Source organism: Pseudomonas sp. NPDC090208, assembly GCF_044746785.1.
In the GTDB taxonomy this organism is placed as follows: Bacteria; Pseudomonadota; Gammaproteobacteria; order Pseudomonadales; family Pseudomonadaceae; genus Aquipseudomonas.
The window spans coordinates 130,136-151,958 of record NZ_JBIVCU010000016.1 but is presented as its reverse complement, the minus strand read 5'-3'; the positions used below and the strand labels follow the sequence as shown (position 1 = coordinate 151,958).

The 21,823-nt window shown below is 61.5% G+C and carries 16 protein-coding genes; 4 read left to right on the top strand and 12 right to left on the bottom strand.

Going from position 1 to position 21,823, the window contains the following annotated elements; genetic code table 11:
- Positions 1-1,189 precede the first annotated feature (1,189 nt).
- Positions 1,190-3,220 carry a response regulator gene (locus ACIPL0_RS24030; protein WP_400601407.1) on the bottom strand — a complete coding sequence of 677 codons (2,031 nt, stop codon included), beginning with the start codon at positions 3,218-3,220 and terminating at the stop codon, positions 1,190-1,192.
- Positions 3,217-4,698 carry an ATPase domain-containing protein gene (locus tag ACIPL0_RS24025; protein WP_400601405.1) on the bottom strand — a complete coding sequence of 494 codons (1,482 nt, stop codon included), beginning with the start codon at positions 4,696-4,698 and terminating at the stop codon, positions 3,217-3,219. Before ACIPL0_RS24025 ends, ACIPL0_RS24030 begins: the two co-directional genes overlap by 4 nt.
- Before the next feature lie 249 nt (positions 4,699-4,947).
- Here ACIPL0_RS24025 and ACIPL0_RS24020 point away from each other — a divergent pair, with 249 nt between their 5' ends.
- The gene (locus ACIPL0_RS24020) at positions 4,948-5,760 is read left to right on the top strand and encodes a crotonase/enoyl-CoA hydratase family protein (protein WP_400601403.1); all 813 of its coding nucleotides are present in this window, start codon (positions 4,948-4,950) and stop codon (positions 5,758-5,760) included.
- A 78-nt stretch (positions 5,761-5,838) separates the two neighbouring features.
- Positions 5,839-6,687 carry an NAD(+) diphosphatase gene (gene nudC / locus ACIPL0_RS24015; protein WP_400601401.1) on the top strand — a complete coding sequence of 283 codons (849 nt, stop codon included), beginning with the start codon at positions 5,839-5,841 and terminating at the stop codon, positions 6,685-6,687.
- On the opposite strand, the gene ACIPL0_RS24010 is transcribed toward nudC, so the two are convergent.
- The 6 genes from ACIPL0_RS24010 to ACIPL0_RS23985 all read right to left on the bottom strand — a co-directional run bounded on the left by ACIPL0_RS24010 (position 6,649) and on the right by ACIPL0_RS23985 (position 12,228).
- Positions 6,649-7,422: a TSUP family transporter gene (locus ACIPL0_RS24010; protein WP_400601399.1), complete on the bottom strand. Its 774-nt coding sequence runs from the start codon at positions 7,420-7,422 to the stop codon at positions 6,649-6,651. The two genes, nudC and ACIPL0_RS24010, sit on opposite strands and share 39 nt — an antisense overlap.
- A 270-nt stretch (positions 7,423-7,692) precedes the next feature.
- Entirely contained in the window at positions 7,693-8,832 is a 1,140-nt protein-coding gene (locus tag ACIPL0_RS24005) for a Gfo/Idh/MocA family protein (RefSeq protein ID WP_400601397.1), read from the bottom strand.
- A gap of 234 nt (positions 8,833-9,066) precedes the next feature.
- Complete coding sequence (locus ACIPL0_RS24000) at positions 9,067-9,834, bottom strand: SDR family oxidoreductase (protein ID WP_400601395.1); 768 nt, start codon at positions 9,832-9,834, stop codon at positions 9,067-9,069.
- Between the two features lie 43 nt (positions 9,835-9,877).
- Positions 9,878-10,945, bottom strand: coding sequence for a phosphotransferase family protein (locus tag ACIPL0_RS23995; RefSeq protein WP_400601393.1), 1,068 nt, complete (start codon positions 10,943-10,945; stop codon positions 9,878-9,880).
- 202 nt (positions 10,946-11,147) lie between these two features.
- Entirely contained in the window at positions 11,148-11,462 is a 315-nt protein-coding gene (locus ACIPL0_RS23990) for an SCP2 sterol-binding domain-containing protein (protein WP_400601391.1), read from the bottom strand.
- Positions 11,463-11,517: 55 nt separating this feature from the next.
- Positions 11,518-12,228 (bottom strand): histidine phosphatase family protein, encoded by a 711-nt coding sequence (locus ACIPL0_RS23985; protein ID WP_400601389.1) that lies wholly within the window; start codon positions 12,226-12,228, stop codon positions 11,518-11,520.
- A gap of 204 nt (positions 12,229-12,432) precedes the next feature.
- Here ACIPL0_RS23985 and sohB point away from each other — a divergent pair, with 204 nt between their 5' ends.
- A complete protein-coding gene (gene sohB / locus ACIPL0_RS23980) occupies positions 12,433-13,455 on the top strand; it encodes a protease SohB (RefSeq protein WP_400601387.1) in 1,023 nt (340 codons plus the stop codon).
- A gap of 214 nt (positions 13,456-13,669) precedes the next feature.
- Here sohB and ACIPL0_RS23975 read toward each other — a convergent pair whose 3' ends face one another.
- Both ACIPL0_RS23975 and ACIPL0_RS23970 read right to left on the bottom strand, forming a co-directional pair.
- The gene (locus ACIPL0_RS23975; RefSeq protein WP_400601385.1) at positions 13,670-14,164 is read right to left on the bottom strand and encodes a DUF934 domain-containing protein; all 495 of its coding nucleotides are present in this window, start codon (positions 14,162-14,164) and stop codon (positions 13,670-13,672) included.
- On the bottom strand, positions 14,148-15,806 hold the full coding sequence (locus ACIPL0_RS23970; protein ID WP_400601383.1) for a nitrite/sulfite reductase: 1,659 nt from the start codon (positions 15,804-15,806) through the stop codon (positions 14,148-14,150). Before ACIPL0_RS23970 ends, ACIPL0_RS23975 begins: the two co-directional genes overlap by 17 nt.
- A gap of 576 nt (positions 15,807-16,382) precedes the next feature.
- Here ACIPL0_RS23970 and ACIPL0_RS23965 point away from each other — a divergent pair.
- Positions 16,383-17,468 carry an ABC transporter substrate-binding protein gene (locus ACIPL0_RS23965; RefSeq protein ID WP_400601381.1) on the top strand — a complete coding sequence of 362 codons (1,086 nt, stop codon included), beginning with the start codon at positions 16,383-16,385 and terminating at the stop codon, positions 17,466-17,468.
- A 1-nt stretch (position 17,469) separates the two neighbouring features.
- On the opposite strand, the gene ACIPL0_RS23960 is transcribed toward ACIPL0_RS23965, so the two are convergent.
- Positions 17,470-17,709 carry a DUF2970 domain-containing protein gene (locus ACIPL0_RS23960; RefSeq protein ID WP_400601379.1) on the bottom strand — a complete coding sequence of 80 codons (240 nt, stop codon included), beginning with the start codon at positions 17,707-17,709 and terminating at the stop codon, positions 17,470-17,472.
- A 302-nt stretch (positions 17,710-18,011) separates the two neighbouring features.
- Positions 18,012-21,722, bottom strand: coding sequence for a methionine synthase (gene metH / locus ACIPL0_RS23955; protein WP_400601377.1), 3,711 nt, complete (start codon positions 21,720-21,722; stop codon positions 18,012-18,014).
- Positions 21,723-21,823 lie beyond the last annotated feature (101 nt).

Genomic DNA, 21,823 nt, shown 5'->3' with positions numbered 1-21,823 from the left:
GTGCTCAAAAGGCACCGCTGCTCATCAGCTGCCATCCACCCCTCTCACCTCTGACATTACCTCAGCTAAAGACACAAGCTCTGCTCGCGATGGCGGTAGGTCAGTCCGCATTGCAGTGACTGGGCTGACGCTTTCGCGAGCAGAGCTCCCTCCCACAAGGTTCGCATTGTTCAATAGACTTCCGAACGATCTGAACCCGTAGCAGTCTGGCTTGCCGAAGGTGACATCCGTGAGATCGCTGCCGCCGGCAAGCCGAACTGCTGCGGGTGGTTTGGTGCCGTATGTGTAGGAGCGCGCTTGGTCTGAGCCGGATTTGGACGATGACGTCTCGATAAACGCCGCCATATCCCTGAACAAGCGAATATCCATTGTGGGAGCGAATTCATTCGCGATGTCTGTACAGCCAACACGAAACCATCATCAGGAACACCGCATCGCGAATGAATTCGCTCCCACACCGTTCGTGGTTATCGCCCACCCGCGCTAATCCGTGTGGGAGGGAGCCCTGCTCGCGAAGGCGTCAGGTCAGTCAATGCTGTGCTGACTGATCCACCGCCATCGCGGGCAAGCGCGCTCCTACACAGCCTGTGTCGGGCCGAGATATACCTGACACCACGAAATCTGTGGGAGGGCGCTCTGCTCGCGATGGCGTCCTCCCAGTCAATGCTGTGTTGGCTGATCCACCGCCATCGCGAGCAGGGCTCCCTCCCACGTATATCGGTGGCCCATAAGAACGTATGCGTCCATCCGAAGCTAGGTCGGACGTTAGTCCGCCTCGGCGTGGGTTTTGATCTGGTATTTGATTTTGATTTTGATCTTGGGCCCCGTTCCAGAAGGCCGAACGCAGGCTATGCGCAGTGGGTCGAGCGGCATGGATGCCGCGAGAGCCGCGTGGGCCATGGATGGCCCATTCGCGGCGGGCCCACGGAGCGTCGCCGGAGTGCGGGCATGCCGAGCCTAGGCGAGGCACCGTATGGCGGGGATAAGAGCCTTTGGTTACTTGGGGCTTTTCCAAGTAACTCGCCGTCAGGCGAAACAAGGCTGCGTTAGCAGCTACAGCGTCAGACCAGACAAACCGAGTGCGTAGATTTTACGACGACTGCGTCGCCGGTCGCAGGGCAAGCCAGCTCCTACAAAAATCCGCGTAACGCACCGGAGGCGAAACAGGTTGCATCAGCAGCCAAAGCAATCATCCCTCAATCATCTCCCGCACCTTGGCAGTCAGTTGATCGAAGGCAAACGGCTTGGTGATCATCTGCATGCCGGACTCCAGAAAACCCGCCCGCACCCCTGCATTCTCGGCATAACCGGTGATGAACAACACCTTGAGCTCAGGACGCATCTGCCGACCGATATCCGCCAGTTGCCGGCCATTCATCCCGGGCAGGCCGACATCGCTGATCATCAGATCGATACGCTGCCCGGACTCCAGCATCGGCAGCGCACCCGCCGAATCGCCCGCTTCCAGGTACGCATAACCCAACTCGCCCAGCACCTGACTGACCAGCGCCCGCACCGCCGGGTCGTCTTCGACGATCAGGATGGTTTCCCCCTCGCGGGCATCCACCGCCGGTGCGTGCAGCGTGGCTTCGCTGTCGTCGGTCTGGCCGTGATAGCGCGGCAGGAACAACTGCACCGTGGTGCCATGCCCGACCTGGCTCTCAATCACCACATGGCCGTGGGACTGTTTGATGAAGCCATAGATCATCGAGAGCCCGAGCCCGGTGCCCTGGCCGATGGGCTTGGTGGTGAAGAATGGATCGAACGCGCGGTTGATCACCGTCTCCGGCATCCCGCAGCCGCTGTCGGTGACGCTGAGCACCACGTAGTCGCCCGGCAGCAGGCTCTCGTGGGCGTTGGTGAAATTGCGGTCGAGCTTGCGGTTGAAGGTTTCGATCATCAGCATGCCACCATCGGGCATGGCGTCGCGGGCGTTCAGCACCAGATTGAGCAGGGCGCTTTCCAGCTGATTGGGGTCAGCCTCGGCGGTCCACAGTTGCGGATCGAGGCACATGTCCAGGCGGATGCTTTCGCTGAGGCTGCGGTGCAGCAGCTCGCCCATCGAGCTGACCAGTTCGTTCATCTCCACCGGCTTGGCGTCCAGCGACTGCCGGCGGGAAAACGCCAGCAGGCGGTGGGTCAGGGCAGCCGCACGGTTGGCCGAGGTCACGCCGAGGTCGATCAGGCCGTCGAGGTCGTCGGTGCGGCCCTTGGCGATGCGTCGACGCATCAGTTCCAGGCTGCCGATGATGCCGGTGAGCATGTTGTTGAAGTCGTGGGCGATGCCGCCGGTCAACTGGCCGACCGCTTCCATTTTCTGTGACTGGCGCAGCACTTCTTCGTTGTGGCGCAGTTGCGAGGTGCGTTCCTCCACCTGCTGTTCAAGAGTTTCATTGAGACGGCGAAGTTGCTGTTCGGCTTGCATGCGTTCGGTGATGTCCGAGGTCACTCCGGCCAGCAGGCTGACCCGGCCATTGCGGGCGCGGATGGCCCGGGCGCGTACGTCGACCCAGTGCAGCGAGCCGTCCGGCCAGCTGTTGCGGAATTCGATGACAAAGTCTTCACCGGTGTCGAGGCTGCGTTGCAGGGCCGATTGCATGCGCGGCTGGTCAGCCGGATACACCGAATCGATCCAGTCGTGGTAGCTGAAGTGTGCGTGCTCGTCGCGGCCGTAGTGGGCTTTGCTGATCGGCGAACACTGCAGCTCGAAGAATTCGGCTTCCAGCTGCCAGGCGCCCAGACGTCCGGCCTTGAGCGCGTGTTGCAGGCGCTGCTCGCTTTCGCGCAGGTCTTCCATGCGGCTGCGCGCTTCATATTGACGACGGCGACCACGCACCGCGGTGCTGACCAGGCTGACCAGAGTGGGCGGGTGGAAAGGGCGCTCCAGAAACGTCACGTTGCCCAGCAGCTTGCCCAGGCGGGAGGAGTGAATCTGTTCCTGGCCGCCATGTCGTGTCAGCAGTACCACGGGCAGGTCCGACCACGCCGGCTGATTGGCCAGCAGACTGAGCAGCGGATTGAGTTCAATGCCGTGCAGCGCTTCGTCGGCAATCACCGCCAGCCCCGCCCCGGAAACAAGCTCCTTGCACAGGCCGGCCAGATCGTGGCTGATCATCGCGGCGAATCCGGCTTCCTGCAGGATTCTCAGGGCGATCTGGCTGTCTCGGCCGTGGGGAGCGAGGATGATGGCGCGTTCCGACAACTGTCCCGGTGTGCTCACACGTCTGCATCCTGCAACAAGGGGTTACTCTCGCCAAAATAATGCGGAACGCCGCGCAGCACGCCCTGAAAGGCTTCCAGCGGCGCGCCGATCTTCAGCCCGGAGGCGCTGATGCGGTATTCGCGAATGGTCGATTCGTGACTGCCGGTACGCTTCTTGATGATGGAAATGGCCCGACGTACCTTGCCCAACGCTTCGAAATAACGCAACAGAATCACCGTGTCGGCCAGGTAGGTGATGTCCACCGGCGCTTTCATGTCGCCGACCAGGCCATGTTGGGCAACGGTCATGAAGGTCGAGGCGCCCTGGCGGTTCAGGTACAGCAGCAGTTCGTGCATGTGCAGGACCAGCGCGTTTTCTTCCGGCATGGCGGCCTGATAGCCGTTGAGGCTGTCGATCACCACGGTGCGGATCTGCTGTTCGTCGACGCTGCGGCGCACCCGATGGGAAAACTCTCCGGGCGACAGTTCGGCGGCGTCGACTTGTTCGATCAGCAGATTGCCGGTCTGCTGCAAGGCCGGCAGATCGATGCCGACCTTTTTCATGCGTTCGAACAGCAGTCCGATCTCTTCATCGAAAATGAACAGCCCGACTTTTTCGCCACGAGCGGCGGCTGCGGTGGCGAAGACCAGCGCCAGCAGCGATTTGCCGGTGCCCGCAGGGCCAAGGATCAGCGTGCTGGAGCCGCTGTCGATACCGCCGCCCAGCAGCGCGTCGAGTTCGGGAATATCGCTGCTGAGCACCGTGCTGTTGTAGACGTTGCGGTGCTCGGCGGCGACCAGGCGCGGGAACACATGGATACCGTCGGAGAGGATCGTGAAGTCGTGGTAGCCGCCGCGGTATTTCTGTCCACGGTACTTCACCACCCGCAGGCGTCGCCGCTCGGCGCCGTAGCTGGGGGTCAGTTCTTCCAGGCGGATCACGCCGTGGGCCACGCTGTGTACGGTCTTGTCCAGGGCTTCGGTGGTCAGGTCGTCGAGCAGCACCACGGTGGCCTCATAACGGGCGAAATAGTGCTTGATCGCCAGAATCTGCCGCCGGTAGCGCAACGAACTCTGGGCCAGCAGGCGGATCTCGGAAAGGCTGTCGATCACCACCCGCGACGGTTTGATCTGTTCGACGACCTGAAAAATCTGCTTGGTCGCTTCGCCCAGCTCAAGGTCCGAAGAATACAGCAGACTCTGCTGGTGATCGGCGTTGAGCAGATCCTCGGGCGGGGTCAGTTCGAACACCTCGATCTGCTCACCCAGCTCCCAGCCATGGGACTGGGCACCGACACGCAATTCGCGCTCGGTTTCCGACAGGGTGATGTAAAGGCCGCGTTCGCCAGCGTCGGCGCCCGCCCGTAGAAAGTGCAGCGCCAGGGTGGTCTTGCCGGTACCCGGTTCACCCTCAAGAAGAAACACATGCCCGCGGGACAGGCCGCCCGCGAGAATATCGTCCAGACCGACGATGCCGATTGCTGCTTTGGATGTCATCGATAATCGCCCTCTTGCGACCAGAGAAATGAGTCAGCAGCGACGGCTGTTCGACTGCTCGGTACGACGGATAGCCGCGTGCCATCCTTCTTGACCGTCGCGGGCTGCCACCGTTCAGTTTTTAACCGGATGAGGCGTCCGGTACGGTCCGGTAAATGGCGCAACCGTGGCCTGCGGCGATCCGGCCTGAATTGTTATAGTCCGGGGCTTGCGGATTTACCTCTCACCGGTCATTCAAGGATTATCACCGTGTCCGACTACAGCGCCTTCAAGGTCGACCTGGCCGACCACATCGCCCATGTGCAAATCAACCGCCCGGAAAAGCTCAACGCCATGAACGCCGCGTTCTGGAGCGAGATCATCGAGATTTTTGAGTGGATCGAGACCACTGACGAAGTGCGGGTGGTGGTGCTCAGCGGTGCCGGCAAGCATTTTTCCTCGGGTATCGACCTGATGCTGCTGGCATCGGTGGCCAACGAGCTGGGCAAGGATGTCGGTCGCAATGCACGCCTGCTGCGGCGCAAGATCCTGCAGATGCAGGAGTCCTTCAGCCTCATCGACCGTTGCAGCAAACCGGTGCTGGCGGCGGTGCAAGGCTATTGCATCGGCGGCGCCATCGACCTGATCAGCGCCTGTGACATGCGTTATGCGGCGGCGGACGCGCAGTTTTCCATCAAGGAGATCGACATGGGCATGGCTGCCGACGTCGGCACCCTGCAGCGCCTGCCACGATTGATCGGCGACGGCATGATGCGCGAGATGGCCTACACCGGGCGTAACGTCAAGGCCGACGAAGCGCAGCGCATCGGTCTGGTCAACCGCGTTTACGACGACCTGCCGCAACTGCTCGACGGGGTGATGGCCATCGCCGGGGAAATCGCCGCCAAATCGCCGATTGCCATCAGTGGCAGCAAGCGCATGATCGGTTACATGCGCGATCACAGTGTCGATGACGGCCTCGAATACGTTGCCACCTGGAACGCCGCCATGTTGCAATCAGCGGATCTCAAACTGGCCATGGTTGCCCACATGGCCAAGCAGAAGCCCGTATTCGACGATTGAGCGTCGAACGCGAATCGAAAACGACCTGCCGCCGCCAAGTCATCGCGGGCGCAGGTCGCCCATCAGAGGAGTTGTTTCATGACGCGCCCGAGGCGTTGGACCACCGCTGTGCTGGATGTCGAGACTGCCGGCGGCTGGGCCGTGGTTCAGAGTGACCAGGGGTTTCTGCTGGACGGCAATGGCGTGATGTTCCCCCGCGAATGGCTGAAGAAACAGGATTTGCCGCTGTTGGCCGAGCACGGCATCGGCCACTTCGATGGCGAGCCTGTGTACGTGCAGATCCTCAAACAGCCGGTGCAGCTGGATGGCACCAGCTGGCAGACCCTGCGCCAGTTCATGCTGGCGGACGATCTCGATGTGTTTCAGACGCTCGGCTATGCCGCGCAGATCAGCACCTGGGCCCGCGAACATCGTTTCTGTGGCAGTTGCGGCCAGCCGACGAAGCAGGTTCCGGGCGAGCGGGCGATGTATTGCCCGACGTGCGATCTGCGCGCCTATCCACGGATTTCGCCGAGCATGATCGTGCTGGTCACCCGTGGCGATGAGGTGCTGCTGGCCCGCTCACCGCGCTTCGTCACCGGCGTCTACAGCACCCTGGCCGGTTTCGCCGAGCCGGGCGAATCCGCCGAAGACTGCCTGCGCCGGGAGGTCATGGAAGAGGTGCAGATCAAGGTGAAAAACATCCAGTACAAGGGCAGCCAGTGCTGGCCGTTCCCGCACTCGATGATGCTGGGCTTTCACGCCGAATACGACAGCGGCGAGATCGTCCCGCAGGTCGACGAGATCGAGGACGCGCAATGGTTCAGCATTCACGACATGCCGCCGTTGCCGGCGAGCCGCTCCATCGCGCGTTATCTGATCGATCTGTACCTGGCGCAGCGTCTGGGTTTAGTTGAACCAGTGCTGCCAGGCCAAGCGGACGGTTAACGCCAGAACGACGGTGATGAACACCGGGCGGATGAACTTTGCACCGCCGGAAATCGCCGTGCGGGCGCCAAGGAAGGCGCCGACCATCAAGGCCGAGCCCATCGCCAGGCCAATGGCCCAGTCCACCGAACCGTTGATGGCGAAAATCGTCAGGGCGGCGGCGTTGCTGACGAAGTTCATGCTGCGTGCCACGCCGCTGGCCTTGACCAGATCGACGGGGTACATCAGCAGGGTGCTGACCGTCCAGAACGCCCCGGTGCCGGGACCGGCCACGCCGTCGTAAAAGCCCAGGCCGAAGCCCTGCGGGAATTGCCACTGGGTCTTGATCGGCGCGTCGCTGTCCAAAGGTGCCTTCGGTGTGCCGCCGAACAACAGATACAGGCCACAGCCGAAAACGATCACCGGCAGCATCTGGTTCAACAGCTCGGCAGGCAAGTAATGCGCGACGATGGCACCAACCAGGGCGCCGATCAGCGTGCCGACCAGGGCGTGTTTCCACTGTCTGGGGTGGAACAGCTTGCGTCGGTAAAAGGTGAAGCTGGCGGTGGCCGAACCGAAGGTCGAGCTGAGCTTGTTGGTGCCCAGCACCAGATGTGGCGGCAGGCCGGCAGTGAGCAGAGCAGGGGTGGTCAACAGACCGCCGCCACCGGCAATGGCATCGATGAAACCGGCGACGAAGGCGACGAGGGCTAGCACCAGCAATGTGGTGGGTTCTACGGTGAGTTCGAACGGCATGGCAGAGGGCTTACTTGGCAGACGGGCAGAATGGCTGCCCGGAAGCGCGGCATTCTACCTGTAAGCCTCCGAATGCGTCATATCCCCTGTAGGCGCGTTCGGACCCCTGTAGGAGCTGGCTTGTCCTGCGACCTGCCGGGAACCGGCAGCAAACCCTGCACATGCGGTCTTTCTGATACACCGCGTTCACCGGTTTTACGGCGAGTGCCTCGCCGGTCGCAGGACAAGCCAGCTCCTACAGAATTCTGTGGGAGGGAGCAGGTGAACCGGTCAAATATCCGAAATCGTCACCCAGCGCATTTCTTTCGCGGCGATACGGATCGCTGTCGCCAGCCGTTCCACTTCCACGGCTTCGCTGAAGTCCGGGCCGTCGTTGCCTTTGCCGCACAGCGCCTGAATCAGTGCATGCACTTCCAGCGTCTTGAGTTCGTTGTAACCCAGTTGATGCCCCGGTGCCGGGCAGAACGCCGCATAACCCGGCTGGGCCGGTCCGGCGAGAATGCGCTGGAAGCCGTCACGGCCCGGCGCGCCGGCACGGTACAGACGCAGTTCGTTGAGGCGCTCCTGATCGAACGACAACGTCCCTTTGGTGCCACTGATCTCAAAACTCAGGTGGTTCTTGTAGCCGTGTTTGAGCCAACTGCTGCCGAAGGTGCCGCGGGCGCCATTGGCGAAACGCAGCAGGGCATAGGTCTGGTCATCGATACTGATCGACCGCGCCTCCTGACTGTCCCGGCTCGCGGGCCGCTGGGTGTGCACGGTCTGGCTGTCCGCGCATACCGCCTCAATATCGCCCAGCAGATAGCGGGCCATTGCCAGCAAATGGCTGCCCAGATCCGCCAGCGCGCCGCCGGCATGGGCGGCTTCACAGCGCCATGACCAGGGTGACTGCGGATCACCCATGAAGTCTTCGCTGAACTCGCCCTGAAAACTGACGATCTGCCCCAGTTCGCCGCTGTCGATCATCTGCTTCGCCAGGCCGATGATCGGGTTGTGCTGGTAGTTGTAACCGACCCGCGTCACCACGCCCGCTGATTTGGCGGCGCGCTGCATGTCGCGGGCCTGTTCCAGGCTGACGGCCAGCGGCTTTTCGCAGTACACCGCCTTGCCAGCTTCCAGCGCGGCCATGGCCATAGGGAAGTGCAGGTGGTTGGGGGTGGTGATCGCCACCAGATTCACTGCCGGGTCGCTGATCAGTTGCTGCCAGTCGGCATGGCTGCGCTCGAAACCCCAGGAGCGCGCGCATTGCTCCGCCCGTGAGGCATCGGCATCGGCCAGTGCGGTGAGTTTGAGGTTGACCGGAAGGTCGAAAGTGGTCCGCGCATTGTGGAACGCCAGGGCGTGGGCCCGGCCCATGAAACCGGTGCCGATCAGGCCGACACCCAGATCCGGAAGAGACGATTCGCGCATGACAGCAAGTCCTTGGGGGTTGTTGTTATGCGGAAAATGTATTCTTTGAGCGTTCTGTATGGAATCTTTATTCCATCAAATACGCCTCAGATTCGCCTCAGTTGCTTTGCGGATCGCAAACCCCTGTAGGAGCCGGCTTGCTGGCGAACGCGGTGAGTCAGTCGATATCGCAGGGACTGACTTACCGCATTCGCCAGCAAGCCGGCTCCTGCAGGTCACGATTTTGAGGCAGGGTCAGGACAGAAACCCGCCATCCACGTTCAGCGCCACGCCGGTGGTGTAGCTCGACGCATCGCTGGCCAGGTACAGCACGGTGCCGGCCATTTCGCTCGGCGCGGCCACGCGCTTGAGGGGGATCTGTTGCAGCGCGGTGTTGAGGATCTTCTCGTTGGTGACCAGCGCCGAAGCGAATTTGGTGTCGGTCAGGCCCGGCAGCAGAGCGTTGCAGCGGATGCCGAACTGCGCACATTCCTTGGCGAAGACCTTGGTCATGTTGATCACCGCCGCCTTGGTCACTGAATAGATGCCCTGGAACACGCCAGGCGAGACACCGTTGATCGAGGCCACGTTGATGATGCTGCCGCCGCCGTGCTCGCGCATCAGCTTGCCGGCCTCTACCGACATGAAGAAATAGCCGCGAATGTTCACGTCCACGGTTTTCTGGAACGCGCCCAGGTCGGTGTCCAGCACGTTGCAGAACTGCGGGTTGGTGGCGGCGTTGTTGACCAGAATGTCCAGCCGGCCGAACTCTTCACGAATGCGCGCGAATACCGCGCCGATCTGCTCCATCTCGCCGATATGGCAGGCAATTGCCGTGGCTTTTCCGCCCTCGGCGATGATCGCGTCGGCCACATGCTGGCAGCCATCGAGTTTGCGGCTGGAGACGATGACGTGAGCGCCTTGCTGGGCCAACAGCTTGGCGATGGCTTCACCGATGCCGCGGCTGGCGCCGGAAACGAAGGCGATCTTGCCGTCGAGGTCGAACAGTTGGGTCTTGGACATGTTGTTTTCCTTGTCGTGTCGCAATCGGGATCAGGGCTCGGAGTCAGAGCGCGGAACGGTCGATGACCTGCAGGGCCATGTGCTCCAGCAGCTTGTTCATGTGAATGAACTGGGCAAAGCGCTTGTCCTGGGTCTGGCCGTGGAAGAATCGATAGTAAATCTGCTGCACGATGCCGGCGAGGCGGAACAGGCCGTAGGTGTAGTAGAAATCGAAGTTGTCGATGCGGATCCCTGAACGTTCGGCGTAATACGCCACGAACTGGTCGCGGGTGAGCATGCCGGGTGCGTGGCTCGGCTGACGGCGCATCAACTGCACCGGCGCCGGGTCGTCGGCCTGAATCCAGTAAGCCAGGCTGTTGCCCAGATCCATCAGCGGATCGCCGAGGGTGGTCAGCTCCCAGTCCAGCACACCGATGATCTGCATCGGATTGGCCGGGTCGAGGATGACGTTGTCGAAGCGGTAGTCGTTGTGCACCAGACTGGAGGTCGGATGGTCGGCGGGTTTCTTCTCGTCGAGCCAGCGCGCGACCTTTTCCCAGCTCGGTGCATCCGGGGTGCGGGCCTTTCCATAGCGCTCGCTCCAGCCGCGAATCTGCCGTTCGACATAACCCTGGGGCTTGCCCAGATCGCCGAGGCCGCAGGCGTTGTAGTCGACCTTGTGCAGGTCCACCAACTTGTCGATGAAGCTCTTGCACAGGGCTTCGGTCTGCGCGGCATCGAAGTTCAGTTCGGCGGGCAGTTCGGCGCGCAGGATGATGCCGTTGACCCGTTCCATCATGTAGAACTCGGCGCCGATCACCGACTCGTCGGTGCAATGCACATAGGCCTTGGGGCAGTAAGGAAAGGCGTCCTTGAGCTGGTTGAGAATGCGAAACTCGCGGCCCATGTCGTGGGCGCTTTTCGCCTTGTGGCCGAACGGCGGGCGGCGCAGCACGAACTCCTGCTCGGGGTATTTCAGCAGATAGGTGAGGTTGGAAGCTCCACCGGGAAACTGGCTGATCTGCGCGGTGCCGCTCAAGCCTGGAATGTGGGCCTTGAGGTACGGATCGATAAGCGCGGCGTCGAGTTCTTCGCCGGTTCGAACCTGGGTGGACTGGTCGGTTAGCGCCATGCTTATCCCTGCTGTTTATTTTGGAAGGTCAGGATCATTGACTAATCTAATGTGCCCCGGCGCAGGCCAACAAGCCGCATCGGGCGTTATTGGCGAGGCTGTTAGGCCTTGATCAGCCGTCGTGATTGCTGTCTGTGACAAACCGTAGCGCAAAAAAAACCGAAGCTTGAAGGGCTTCGGTTTCAGGTTTTTCGCGCAGGGCTTAAACCGGGAACAGCTCGCTCAGTTTCATCGCCAGCATCATGTCGCCTTCGGCGCGCAGCTTGCCGGCCATGAACGCTTGCATGCCGTCGGTTTCGCCGCTGACGATGCCTTTCATGGTTTCGCTGTCCATGACCAGGGTCACGTTGGCGTCAGGGTTTTCGCCTTCCTGCAGGTCGCAAGTGCCGTCTTTCACGATCAGGGCGAAGTTCTGGGTGTCATCGATACGGAAGCCGAACACCAGGTCCAGGCCCGCAGCGGCGCTTGGGTTGAACTTGGCTTTCATGGCTTGAACGGCATCGGCTACGGAGGTCATGGTGTCATCCTTTTATATGAGAGATTGCAGCACCTTGCGGTGCGATTGGCCGGGCTCAGCGGTAAGTGATGAGCTCCGGCGCCTTCAGCAGTTGCAGATGGGTCTGACTGTTGAAGGAAGCCAGCGACACCTCGCGACCGCGAAACCTGAGATGGTTGAGCGAGGTGTTGACGATTTGCCAGTTGAGATCGAACGCCCGGGTCGCGGGCATGGCGGTGATCAGATGGAGCAGGGCGGTAATGGTGCCGCCTGAGGTGAACACGGCGATGCGGTCGTTGGCCTCCGCGACATCGAGAATGCGGTCCAGTCCGGCTTTGGCCTGTGCCACGAAGGCCAGCCAGCTCTGCAATGCCGGGGTGTCGTGTTCGCCACCGACCCAGCGGCCGATGATCAGCGCGAACAGGCGCTGAAACTCGGCGCGGTTGTGGGCCATGTTGCGCATGATTTCCAGCGCTTCCGGCTCGTCCGGCAGCAGCGCCGGCAACAGCGAGCGGATCACCGCTTCGGCGTCGAATTCGTTGAATGCATCATCGGTTTCCAGCGTCGGAACCGACAGGCCCCGGGCAGTGAATTGCGACATGGCCGCTTCGGCGGTGTGTTGCTGACGACGCAGGCTGCCGCTGATGCAGCGGTCGAAGCTCAACCCCAGGTCGGCCAGATGGGCGCCGAGCACTTCGGCCTGGCGCACGCCGTTGGCCGACAGCACGTCGTAATCGTCGGCACCGAAGGACGCCTGGCCATGTCGAATGAGGTAGATGCTGCCCACGTCCGTCTTCCCGGTACGTTGAAAGTGTTGCGAGGTTATGAGCAGGGCGCAGGGTCTGTCAACGAAAAAACATACGCTCGTTTGAATTGCTCGTTTGTCACGATCTTTGACAGCCGTGTCGCTGGCCCGCCGCAGAGCGCGCCGGTATGCTTGGGCAATTCGCGATCCTGTATCCAGGGTCAGTCATGTCTGTAAGGAGCCTCCGTGGAGTTAATTGCTGATTACGCCAGCTTTCTGGCGAAGACCGTCACTTTGGTGATCGCCATCATCGTGGTGTTGGTGGCCATCGGCTCGATGCGTAGCCGTGGTCGTCGCGCAGGCGGCGGGCAGTTGCATGTGACCAAGCTCAACGATTTCTACAAGGGCCTGCGTGACCGCCTCGAAGGGTCGTTGCTGGACAAGGCGAAGCTCAAGGCCCTGCGCAAGTCCCAGGCCAAGGAGCAGAAGAGGGAAAAGAAACAGACCGAGGTCAAGCCACGGGTCTACGTGCTGGATTTTGATGGTGACATCAAGGCCTCGGCCACCGAAAGCATGCGCCATGAGATCACTGCACTGTTGAGCCTGGCCACCAACAAGGATGAAGTGGTGCTGCGCCTGGAAAGCGGCGGCGGCATGGTACACAGCTACGGGCTGGCCTCGTCGCAGTTGGCGCGCATTCGTCAGGCTGGCATTCCGCTGACCGTGTGCATCGACAAGGTCGCAGCCAGCGGCGGGTACATGATGGCCTGCATCGGCAACCGCATCATCAGTGCGCCGTTTGCTGTGCTCGGCTCCATCGGCGTGGTCGCGCAACTGCCTAACGTCAACCGCCTGTTGAAAAAGCACGACATCGACTTTGAAGTGCTGACTGCCGGCGAATACAAGCGCACCCTGACCGTGTTTGGCGAGAACACCGAGAAGGGCCGCGAGAAGTTCCAGCAAGACCTGGACATCACCCACGAACTGTTCAAGAACTTCGTGGCCAGCTATCGCCCGCAATTGCAGATCGATGAAGTCGCCACCGGGGAGGTCTGGCTGGGCATGGCGGCCAAGGACAAGCTGTTGGTCGACGAGCTGAAAACCAGCGACGAGTACCTGGCGGAAAAAGCGAAAAACGCCGAGGTCTTCCACCTGCATTACGCCGAGCGCAAGAGTCTGCAGGAGCGGGTAGGGCTGGCGGCCAGCGGTTCGGTGGATCGTCTGGTGACGGGCTGGTGGAGCCGGTTGATGCAGCAGCGGTTCTGGTGAACGCAATCCTGTAGCGATCCGGTATTGAACGCGTAGGAGTGAGCTTGCTCGCGATGGCATTCTCTCAGCCGACGCCATATTGACCGGCCCACTGCAATCGCGAGCAAGCTCACTCCTACAGTTGGCGATTTTCAACCTCCGGCCGCATTGAAACAAAAAAGCCCCGGCTTCTCACGAAGCCGGGGCTTTTCAGTCTGCGCAGATCAGCGTCGCATCAACGACGACGGAACAGCGGCAGTGGCTCGTCGGTGGCAGCCTGGTAGGTCACCGAGAAGTCCTTGAGGCTCTCAAGGGCTTCATACGGGTCCTTGTCTGCGCGGATGGCGAACGCGTCGAAACCACAGCGGTGCAGATAGAACAACTGGTCGCGCAGCACGTCGCCGATGGCGCGCAGTTCACCCTTGTACCCATAGCGGTCACGCAGCAGACGCGCGTTGGAGTAGCTGCGGCCGTCGGTGAACGCCGGAAAGTTCAGGGCGATGACTTGAAAATGCTGCACGTCATCGCCGATTTCCTCGGCCTCTTCGTGGCTGTCCAGCCACACGCCCAAGCCGCCGTCGCGGGCCTTGAGCGCATGACCATGGTCGCGCCACAGGGCCAGCGGCACGATCAGGTCGTCGCAGTTGGACAGGCTGTCGAACGTGGTGTCTTCCGGCAGCAGGTGCCAGGTTTCGTCGATGACTTCGTTGTTCTTAATGATTCGCTGCATAGACGCGCTCCTTGAAAGGGTCGATGCCGATACGCTGGTAGGTGTCGATGAAACGCTCGTCTTCGGTGCGTTTTTCCACGTACACGTCGATCAGCTTCTCGATCACGTCCGGCATCGCATCCTGTGCGAAGGACGGGCCGAGGATCTTGCCCAGGCTGGCGTCACGGCTGGCGCTGCCACCCAGGGAGACCTGGTAGAACTCTTCGCCTTTCTTGTCCACGCCCAGAATGCCGATGTGGCCCACGTGGTGGTGGCCGCAGGCGTTCATGCAACCGGAGATGTTCAGGTCCAGTTCGCCGATGTCGAACAGGTAGTCCAGGTCGTCGAAACGGCGTTGGATGGATTCGGCGATCGGGATCGACTTGGCGTTGGCCAGCGAGCAGAAATCACCGCCAGGGCAGCAGATGATGTCGGTCAGCAGGCCGATGTTCGGCGTGGCGAAACCTTGCTCGCGCAGCTCGCCCCACAGAGTGAACAGCTGAGTCTCTTCGACGTCGGCCAGGATCACGTTCTGTTCGTGGGAGGTGCGCAGATAGCCGAAGCTGTAACGGTCGGCCAGGTCGGCGATGGCGTCCAGCTGCTTGTCGGTGACATCGCCCGGCGCGACGCCAGTCGGTTTCAGCGACAGGGTCACGGCCACGTAGCCCGGCTTCTTGTGCGCCAGGGTGTTGCGCGTGCGCCAGCGGGCAAAGCCCGGGTTTTCCTGATCGAGCTGAGCCAGTTCGGCGCTGTAGTCGGCCAGAGCCTTGTACTCAGGATCGATGAAGTGCTTGGCAACGCGGTGCACTTCGGCTTCGGTCAGGGTGGTCTGGCCGCCACGCAGGTGAGCCATTTCGGCCTCGACCTTCTCGGCGAACACTTCAGGCGTCAGCGCCTTGACCAGAATCTTGATCCGCGCCTTGTACTTGTTGTCACGACGGCCGTAGCGGTTGTAGACCCGCAGAATGGCGTCGAGGTAGCTCAACAGGTCCTGCCATGGCAGGAATTCGTTGATGAACGCACCGACCACCGGGGTACGGCCCAGGCCGCCACCGACCAGCACGCGGAAGCCCAGTTCGCCCGCAGCGTTCTTCACCGGCTCAAGGCCGATGTCGTGCACTTCGATGGCTGCACGGTCAGCGGACGAGCCGTTGATCGCGATCTTGAACTTGCGCGGCAGGTAGGCGAATTCCGGGTGGAAGGTGGTCCATTGACGGACGATTTCACACCATGGGCGCGGGTCAACCAATTCGTCGGCTGCGACGCCGGCAAACTGGTCCGTGGTGACGTTGCGCAGGCAGTTACCGCTGGTCTGGATCGCGTGCATCTGCACGGTCGCCAGCTCGGCGAGAATTTCGGGAATGTCTTCCAGCGCCGGCCAGTTGAACTGCACGTTCTGGCGGGTGCTGATGTGCGCATAGCCCTTGTCGTAATCGCGGGCAATTCGGGCCAGCATGCGGACCTGGCGCGAAGCCAGCTGTCCATAAGGCACGGCCACGCGCAGCATGGGCGCGAAACGCTGGATGTAGAGGCCGTTTTGCAGGCGAAGCGGGCGGAACTCTTCTTCGCTCAGCTCGCCGGCCAGATAGCGGCGGGTCTGGTCGCGGAACTGCTTGACGCGGTCCTCGATGATCCGCTGATCGTACTCGTCGTATACGTACATGGTGGTCCTGTTCTCAGGCGGTTCACTGCTGCTTGGACGAACTGAAAGGCGATGCGTTGTCGCCTGCTTTCAGGGTCGCCGAACAAATCTGCGCGCACGGTCGCGCAGCCTCCAACGAGGCCGGTGGGAAGATACCAGTTTGCGGATATGCGCAAAAGTGAAGTTTGAATATATGCAAATAGCCAAAAGTGATAAGCAGCACGTCGGCTGGCCATATCCACACTTGTGACAGGGACAAGCCTCGACTTTACTCAGCTCAGGACCGGGGTCAACCGTCTCCGGTCGTTTATCTGCACTCTCCAACGCAATCACCTATAAAACAGACAAGAGGCGATGCAATGAGCAAATCCCACCCTAAAGCTGCTAAGTCCGACAGTCACGTAGACGCCTGGGCGATCCTTTTTCTCATCATTCTGGTCGTTGGCACTGCGGTGTTCTGGGTCAGTCACCAGTAGCGTCCGCATCGCGCTTCCAGAAAAACGCGGGTACAGGTTACCCGGCACCGGCCGATAGGGTATAAGCAGGCCCTGGCAAGTCTGCCTGTCTGCCTGTCCCCGGTGTTGAGGCGCGGTGTCCATGATCAGGTTTTTCAGTGGCTGCCTCCTTTGGGTTGGCGGTTTATGGCTGGGCAATGCGTGGGCGGCTTCGGTGGTGTTTCTCAACCCTGGCTCCGCGCCGGATCCGTATTGGTCCAGCTATTCGCGTTTCATGCAGGTGGCCGCCGAACGCCTGGGTATGTCCCTGCAGGTGTATTACACCGACCGTGACACGCGACACTTGCTGGCGCTCGCCCGCGATGCGCTGCAGGGCACTGCGCGTCCGGATTATCTGGTGTTCTCCAACGAGCTGAACGTCGCGCCGGAAATCCTGCGCCTGTCCGAGGGCAGCGGGGTCAAGCTGATGGCGGTGAACAACACCTTTACTGCTGATCAGTTGAGCATCCTGGGTGACCTGCGTAGCCGTTATCCGGATTTCCTCGGCAGCCTGGTGGCGAACGACGAGGAGGGCGGCTATCAGGTGGCAAAGCGCCTGATCGCACTGCATCCGGCCGTCGCCGTCGGGCAGAGCATTGAAATGCTGGCGTTCTCCGGCACCAACAGCACGCCGGTGTCGCTACAGCGTGAGCAGGGGCTGTATCGCGCTTTGGCGGAATACCCACAGATCCGTTTGCGGCAGATCGTGCTCGGCGGCTGGCGCCGTGATCGCGCCTACGAGCAGGCGCAGGTGCTGCTCAAGCGCTATCCCAATGTCAGTCTGATCTGGACCGCCAGCGATCTGATGGCGTTCGGTGTGATGGACGCCGTGCGCGAGACCGGGCGGCAGCCGGGCAAGGATGTGTTGGTTGGCACCATCAACGACTCCACGGCGGCGTTGCAGGCACTGTTGGAGTCACGCCTGAACGTGGTGGTGGGCGGTCATTTCACCCTCGGCGGCTGGGCTATGGTCCTGCTGCACGATTACGACCAGTCCGACCGGCAGACGCGGCAGCCCATCGGCATGTGGCGGGTGCGGGCGATGCAGATCAGGGAGCGCAGCGACAGCCTGCGTTACATGCAGGCCAACGGCCGCGACGACTACGACATCGATGTGCGCCAGTTCGTCGGTGGGCGCAGCCCGGCAGGCACCGAGTATCCATTCGTGCGTGTCGAAGCGTCGCGCTGATTCAAGGCACGGCGAAAAACAGCACCAGTTGCACGATGCCCATCAACAGCAGGGCGAACACCACCGTGAAGGCAATCCCCAGAATGACGAAATGCGACGGCTTGCCGTGGGTGAAATCACGGGCGCGGTTGCGGTTGCTCTGTACGCCAAAAGCGGCGGCCATGACGCTGTGCAGCATCTGCCAGAAGGTGGGAGGTTTGTTGTCGAGCGGGTCGTTCGGGGTGTCGGACGGCTTTTCCATGATCCCTCCAGTGCGCCATGAAGACACTGGAGAGAGCATAGTCGTAAACAGGCGTTGCTTTACGAAACGGACGCTGCAGATCTGTAGCCGCCTGGCTTGCCAGTGTCGGCGCTCTTGAAAATGCCGACGCCGGCAAGCCGGACTGCTACGGATTTGTGGAAACCATGGAACTTGATTCTGGCCGAAGGCCGTGGGAGCCGGCTTGCTGGCGAATGCGGTGTGTCAGTCAGCATTGATGGTGCTTATCTGCCGCGTTCGCCAGCAAGCCGGCTCCTACAGGTTCGCGTACGCCGTCAGCCCGGTTACTCGTCGTAACCGAGGTTAGGCGCCAGCCAGCGTTCGGTCACGCGCATTTCCTGGCCTTTGCGGGCGTTGTAGCTTTCCACCTGATCCTTGTCGACCTTGCCCACGGCGAAGTACTGCGCCTGCGGATGAGCGAAGTACCAGCCGCTGACCGCCGCTGCCGGGAACATCGCGTAGTGCTCGGTGAGGAACACGCCGCTGATGCCGGGTTTGCCGTCGCCCTGGGTCGGGTCGAGCAGGTCGAACAGCACGCCTTTCTCGGTGTGGTCCGGGCAGGCCGGATAGCCGGGAGCAGGGCGGATGCCGACGTACTTTTCCTTGATCAGGTCTTCGTTATCCAGCTGCTCGTCCTGGGCATAACCCCAGTACTCTTTACGCACTTGCTGGTGCAGCCATTCGGCGCAGGCTTCGGCCAGGCGGTCGGCCAGGGCCTTGACCATGATCGCGTTGTAATCGTCGCCCTTGTCCTGATAGGCCTTGGCCACTTCCTCGGCGCCGATGCCGGCGGTGGTGATGAAACCACCGACGTAGTCGGTCACGCCGCTGTCTTTTGGCGCGACGAAGTCGGCCAGGGAGAAGTTCGGCTTGCCGTCGGTCTTGATGGTCTGCTGACGCAGGTGATGCAGTTTCGCCAGCGGCTGACCGTCTTCGCCAAACAGCTGGATGTCGTCGTGATCGACCTGCTGTGCCGGCCAGAAGCCAAACACCGCGCGGCTGCGGATCAGTTTTTCGTCGATCAGCTTGCGCAGCATTTCCTGGGCGTCGCTGAACAGCACGGTGGCCGCTTCGCCGACCACTTCGTCGGTGAGGATGCGCGGGTACTTGCCGGCCAAGTCCCAGGAGATGAAAAACGGTGTCCAGTCGATGAAGTCCACCAGCACGTTCAGGTCGATGTCTTCCAGCACCTTGACCCCGGTGAAGGTTGGTTTGACCGGCGCGTAGGTCGCCCAGTCGAACTGCGGCTTCTTGGCGATAGCGGCGCTGTAGCTCAGGCGCTCGGTGCGCGCGCTGCGGGCCGAGGTGCGTTCGCGTACTTCGACGTACTCGGCGCGGGTCTTCTCGATGAAGCCGGCTTTCAGTTCCTTGGACAGCAGTTGCGTAGCGACACCCACGGCGCGGGAGGCGTCGGTCACGTAGACCACGGCATCGTTGCTGTACTTGGGCTCGATTTTCACCGCCGTGTGCGCCTTGGACGTAGTCGCGCCGCCGATCATCAGCGGCAGGGTGAAATTCTGCCGCTGCATTTCCCGGGCAACGTGGACCATTTCATCCAGCGACGGGGTGATCAGGCCGGACAGGCCGATGATGTCGCATTTCTCTTCCTTGGCGACCTGCAGGATCTTCTCCGCCGGCACCATCACGCCGAGGTCGACGATGTCGTAGCCGTTACAGCCCAGCACCACGCCGACGATGTTCTTGCCGATGTCGTGGACGTCACCCTTGACCGTGGCCATGAGGATCTTGCCCTTGGCTTCCGGCTTGTCGCCTTTTTCCGCTTCGATGAACGGGATCAGGTGCGCTACCGCCTGTTTCATCACGCGGGCGGATTTCACCACCTGCGGCAGGAACATCTTGCCCGAACCGAACAGGTCGCCGACCACGTTCATGCCGGCCATCAGCGGGCCTTCGATGACCTCGATCGGACGGGCAAAGGATTGCCGCGACGCTTCGGTGTCTTCGACGATGTGGGTGGTGATGCCCTTGACCAGCGCGTGCTTGAGGCGTTCGTTGACGTCCCAGCTGCGCCACTCTTCGGTTTCCGCTTCCTTGACCGAACCGTCGCCCTTGAATTCGTCGGCGATGGCCAGCAGCACTTCGGTGCCGTCTTCGCTCTGGTTGAGGACCACGCGCTCAACCGCGTCGCGCAGCTTGACCGGGATTTCGTCGTAGATCTCCAGCTGGCCTGCGTTGACGATACCCATGGTCAGGCCGGCACGGATCGCGTGCAGCAGGAACACCGAGTGGATCGCCTCACGCACCGGGTTGTTGCCGCGGAACGAGAACGACACGTTGGACACACCGCCCGAGGTCAGCGCGTACGGCAGCTCGTCACGGATGTAGGCACAGGCATTGATGAAGTCGACGGCGTAATTGTTGTGCTCTTCGATACCGGTGGCGATGGCGAAGATGTTCGGGTCGAAGATGATGTCTTCTGGCGGGAAGCCGACTTCGTTGACCAGAATGTCGTAGGAGCGTTTGCAGATTTCCTTCTTGCGCGCTTCGGTGTCGGCCTGGCCGGCTTCGTCGAAGGCCATCACCACCACGGCGGCGCCGTAGCGCTTGCACAGTTTGGCGTGGTGAATGAACTGCTCGACGCCTTCTTTCATGCTGATCGAGTTGACGATGCCCTTGCCCTGGATGCACTTGAGGCCGGCTTCGATCACGTCCCACTTCGAGGAGTCGATCATGATCGGCACGCGGGAGATGTCCGGTTCACCGGCAATCAGGTTGAGGAAGGTCACCATGGCCTTCTTCGAGTCCAGCATGCCTTCGTCCATGTTGATGTCGATTACTTGGGCGCCGGCTTCGACCTGCTGCAGGGCGACTTCCAGAGCTTCGGTGTAGTTGTCTTCACGGATCAGGCGGGCAAAGCGGGCGGAACCAGTGATGTTGGTGCGCTCGCCGACGTTGACGAACAACGACTGGCGGTCAATGGTGAACGGCTCAAGACCCGAAAGACGACAGGCCTTGGCAATCTCGGGAATGTCCCGTGGCGCGTATTTGCCGACCGCTTCGGCGATGGCCTTGATGTGTGCCGGGGTGGTGCCGCAGCAGCCGCCGACGATGTTGAGGAAACCGCTCTGGGCAAACTCTTCGACCACCGCGGCCATCTCGGCCGGCGACTCGTCGTACTCGCCGAAAGCGTTTGGCAGGCCGGCGTTGGGGTGCGCGGACACATGGGTGTCAGCCTTGGTCGCCAGCTCTTCGAGGTACGGACGCAGGTCGCTGGCGCCGAGGGCGCAGTTCAGGCCCACGGAGATCGGCTTGGCGTGGCGCACCGAGTTCCAGAACGCTTCGGTGGTCTGGCCCGACAGCGTACGGCCGGACGCATCGGTGATGGTGCCGGAAATCATGATCGGCAGTTCAAAGCCGATTTCCTCGAACACGCCCTGCACGGCAAAGATCGCGGCCTTGGCGTTGAGGGTGTCGAAGATGGTTTCGATCAGGATCAGGTCGGCGCCGCCCTCGATCAGGCCTTTGGTGGCTTCGGTGTAGTTCTCCACCAGTTCGTCGAAGGTGACGTTGCGGTAGCCGGGGTTGTTGACGTCCGGCGACAGCGAACAGGTGCGGCTGGTCGGGCCGAGGACGCCGGCGACGAAGCGCGGACGGTCCGGGGTTTCCAGGGTCTTGGCATCGGCCACCTGACGGGCCAGGCGCGCGCCTTCCACGTTCAGCTCATACACCAGCGCTTCCATGCCGTAGTCGGCCTGGGACACCTGGGTGGCGTTGAAGGTGTTGGTTTCGAGAATGTCGGCTCCGGCGTCGAGGTAGGCCTTTTCGATGGCGCCGATCACGTCGGGGCGGGTCAGCACCAGCAGGTCGTTGTTGCCCTTGACGTCGCTCGGCCAGTCGGCGAAGCGTTTGCCACGATAGTCTTCTTCCTCCAGGCGGTAGCTCTGGATCATCGTGCCCATGCCGCCATCGAGAATCAGAATGCGCTCTTTGAGTGCTTGATGGAGTGCGTTGAGACGCGCGTTGCGATCTGACATAGGCTTACCCGGACGATGAAAAGGTGACAATGAAAGGTGCGGAATAATAGCAAACCTGTACGGTTTTAAATCGTGACAGGATTTAGATGAATTCTGTTCAT

What these genes read in the sequence shown, in the direction of transcription:
- ACIPL0_RS24025 (WP_400601405.1), bottom strand. Translation starts at nt 4,698, where the DNA reads ATGACATCCAAAGCAGCAATCGGCATCGTCGGTCTGGACGATATTCTC.
- nudC (WP_400601401.1), top strand. Translation starts at nt 5,839, where the DNA reads ATGACGCGCCCGAGGCGTTGGACCACCGCTGTGCTGGATGTCGAGACT.
- ACIPL0_RS24010 (WP_400601399.1), bottom strand. Translation starts at nt 7,422, where the DNA reads ATGCCGTTCGAACTCACCGTAGAACCCACCACATTGCTGGTGCTAGCC.
- ACIPL0_RS24005 (WP_400601397.1), bottom strand. Translation starts at nt 8,832, where the DNA reads ATGCGCGAATCGTCTCTTCCGGATCTGGGTGTCGGCCTGATCGGCACC.
- ACIPL0_RS24000 (WP_400601395.1), bottom strand. Translation starts at nt 9,834, where the DNA reads ATGTCCAAGACCCAACTGTTCGACCTCGACGGCAAGATCGCCTTCGTT.
- ACIPL0_RS23995 (WP_400601393.1), bottom strand. Translation starts at nt 10,945, where the DNA reads ATGGCGCTAACCGACCAGTCCACCCAGGTTCGAACCGGCGAAGAACTC.
- ACIPL0_RS23990 (WP_400601391.1), bottom strand. Translation starts at nt 11,462, where the DNA reads ATGACCTCCGTAGCCGATGCCGTTCAAGCCATGAAAGCCAAGTTCAAC.
- ACIPL0_RS23975 (WP_400601385.1), bottom strand. Translation starts at nt 14,164, where the DNA reads ATGCAGCGAATCATTAAGAACAACGAAGTCATCGACGAAACCTGGCAC.
- ACIPL0_RS23970 (WP_400601383.1), bottom strand. Translation starts at nt 15,806, where the DNA reads ATGTACGTATACGACGAGTACGATCAGCGGATCATCGAGGACCGCGTC.
- ACIPL0_RS23965 (WP_400601381.1), top strand. Translation starts at nt 16,383, where the DNA reads ATGATCAGGTTTTTCAGTGGCTGCCTCCTTTGGGTTGGCGGTTTATGG.
- ACIPL0_RS23960 (WP_400601379.1), bottom strand. Translation starts at nt 17,709, where the DNA reads ATGGAAAAGCCGTCCGACACCCCGAACGACCCGCTCGACAACAAACCT.
- metH (WP_400601377.1), bottom strand. Translation starts at nt 21,722, where the DNA reads ATGTCAGATCGCAACGCGCGTCTCAACGCACTCCATCAAGCACTCAAA.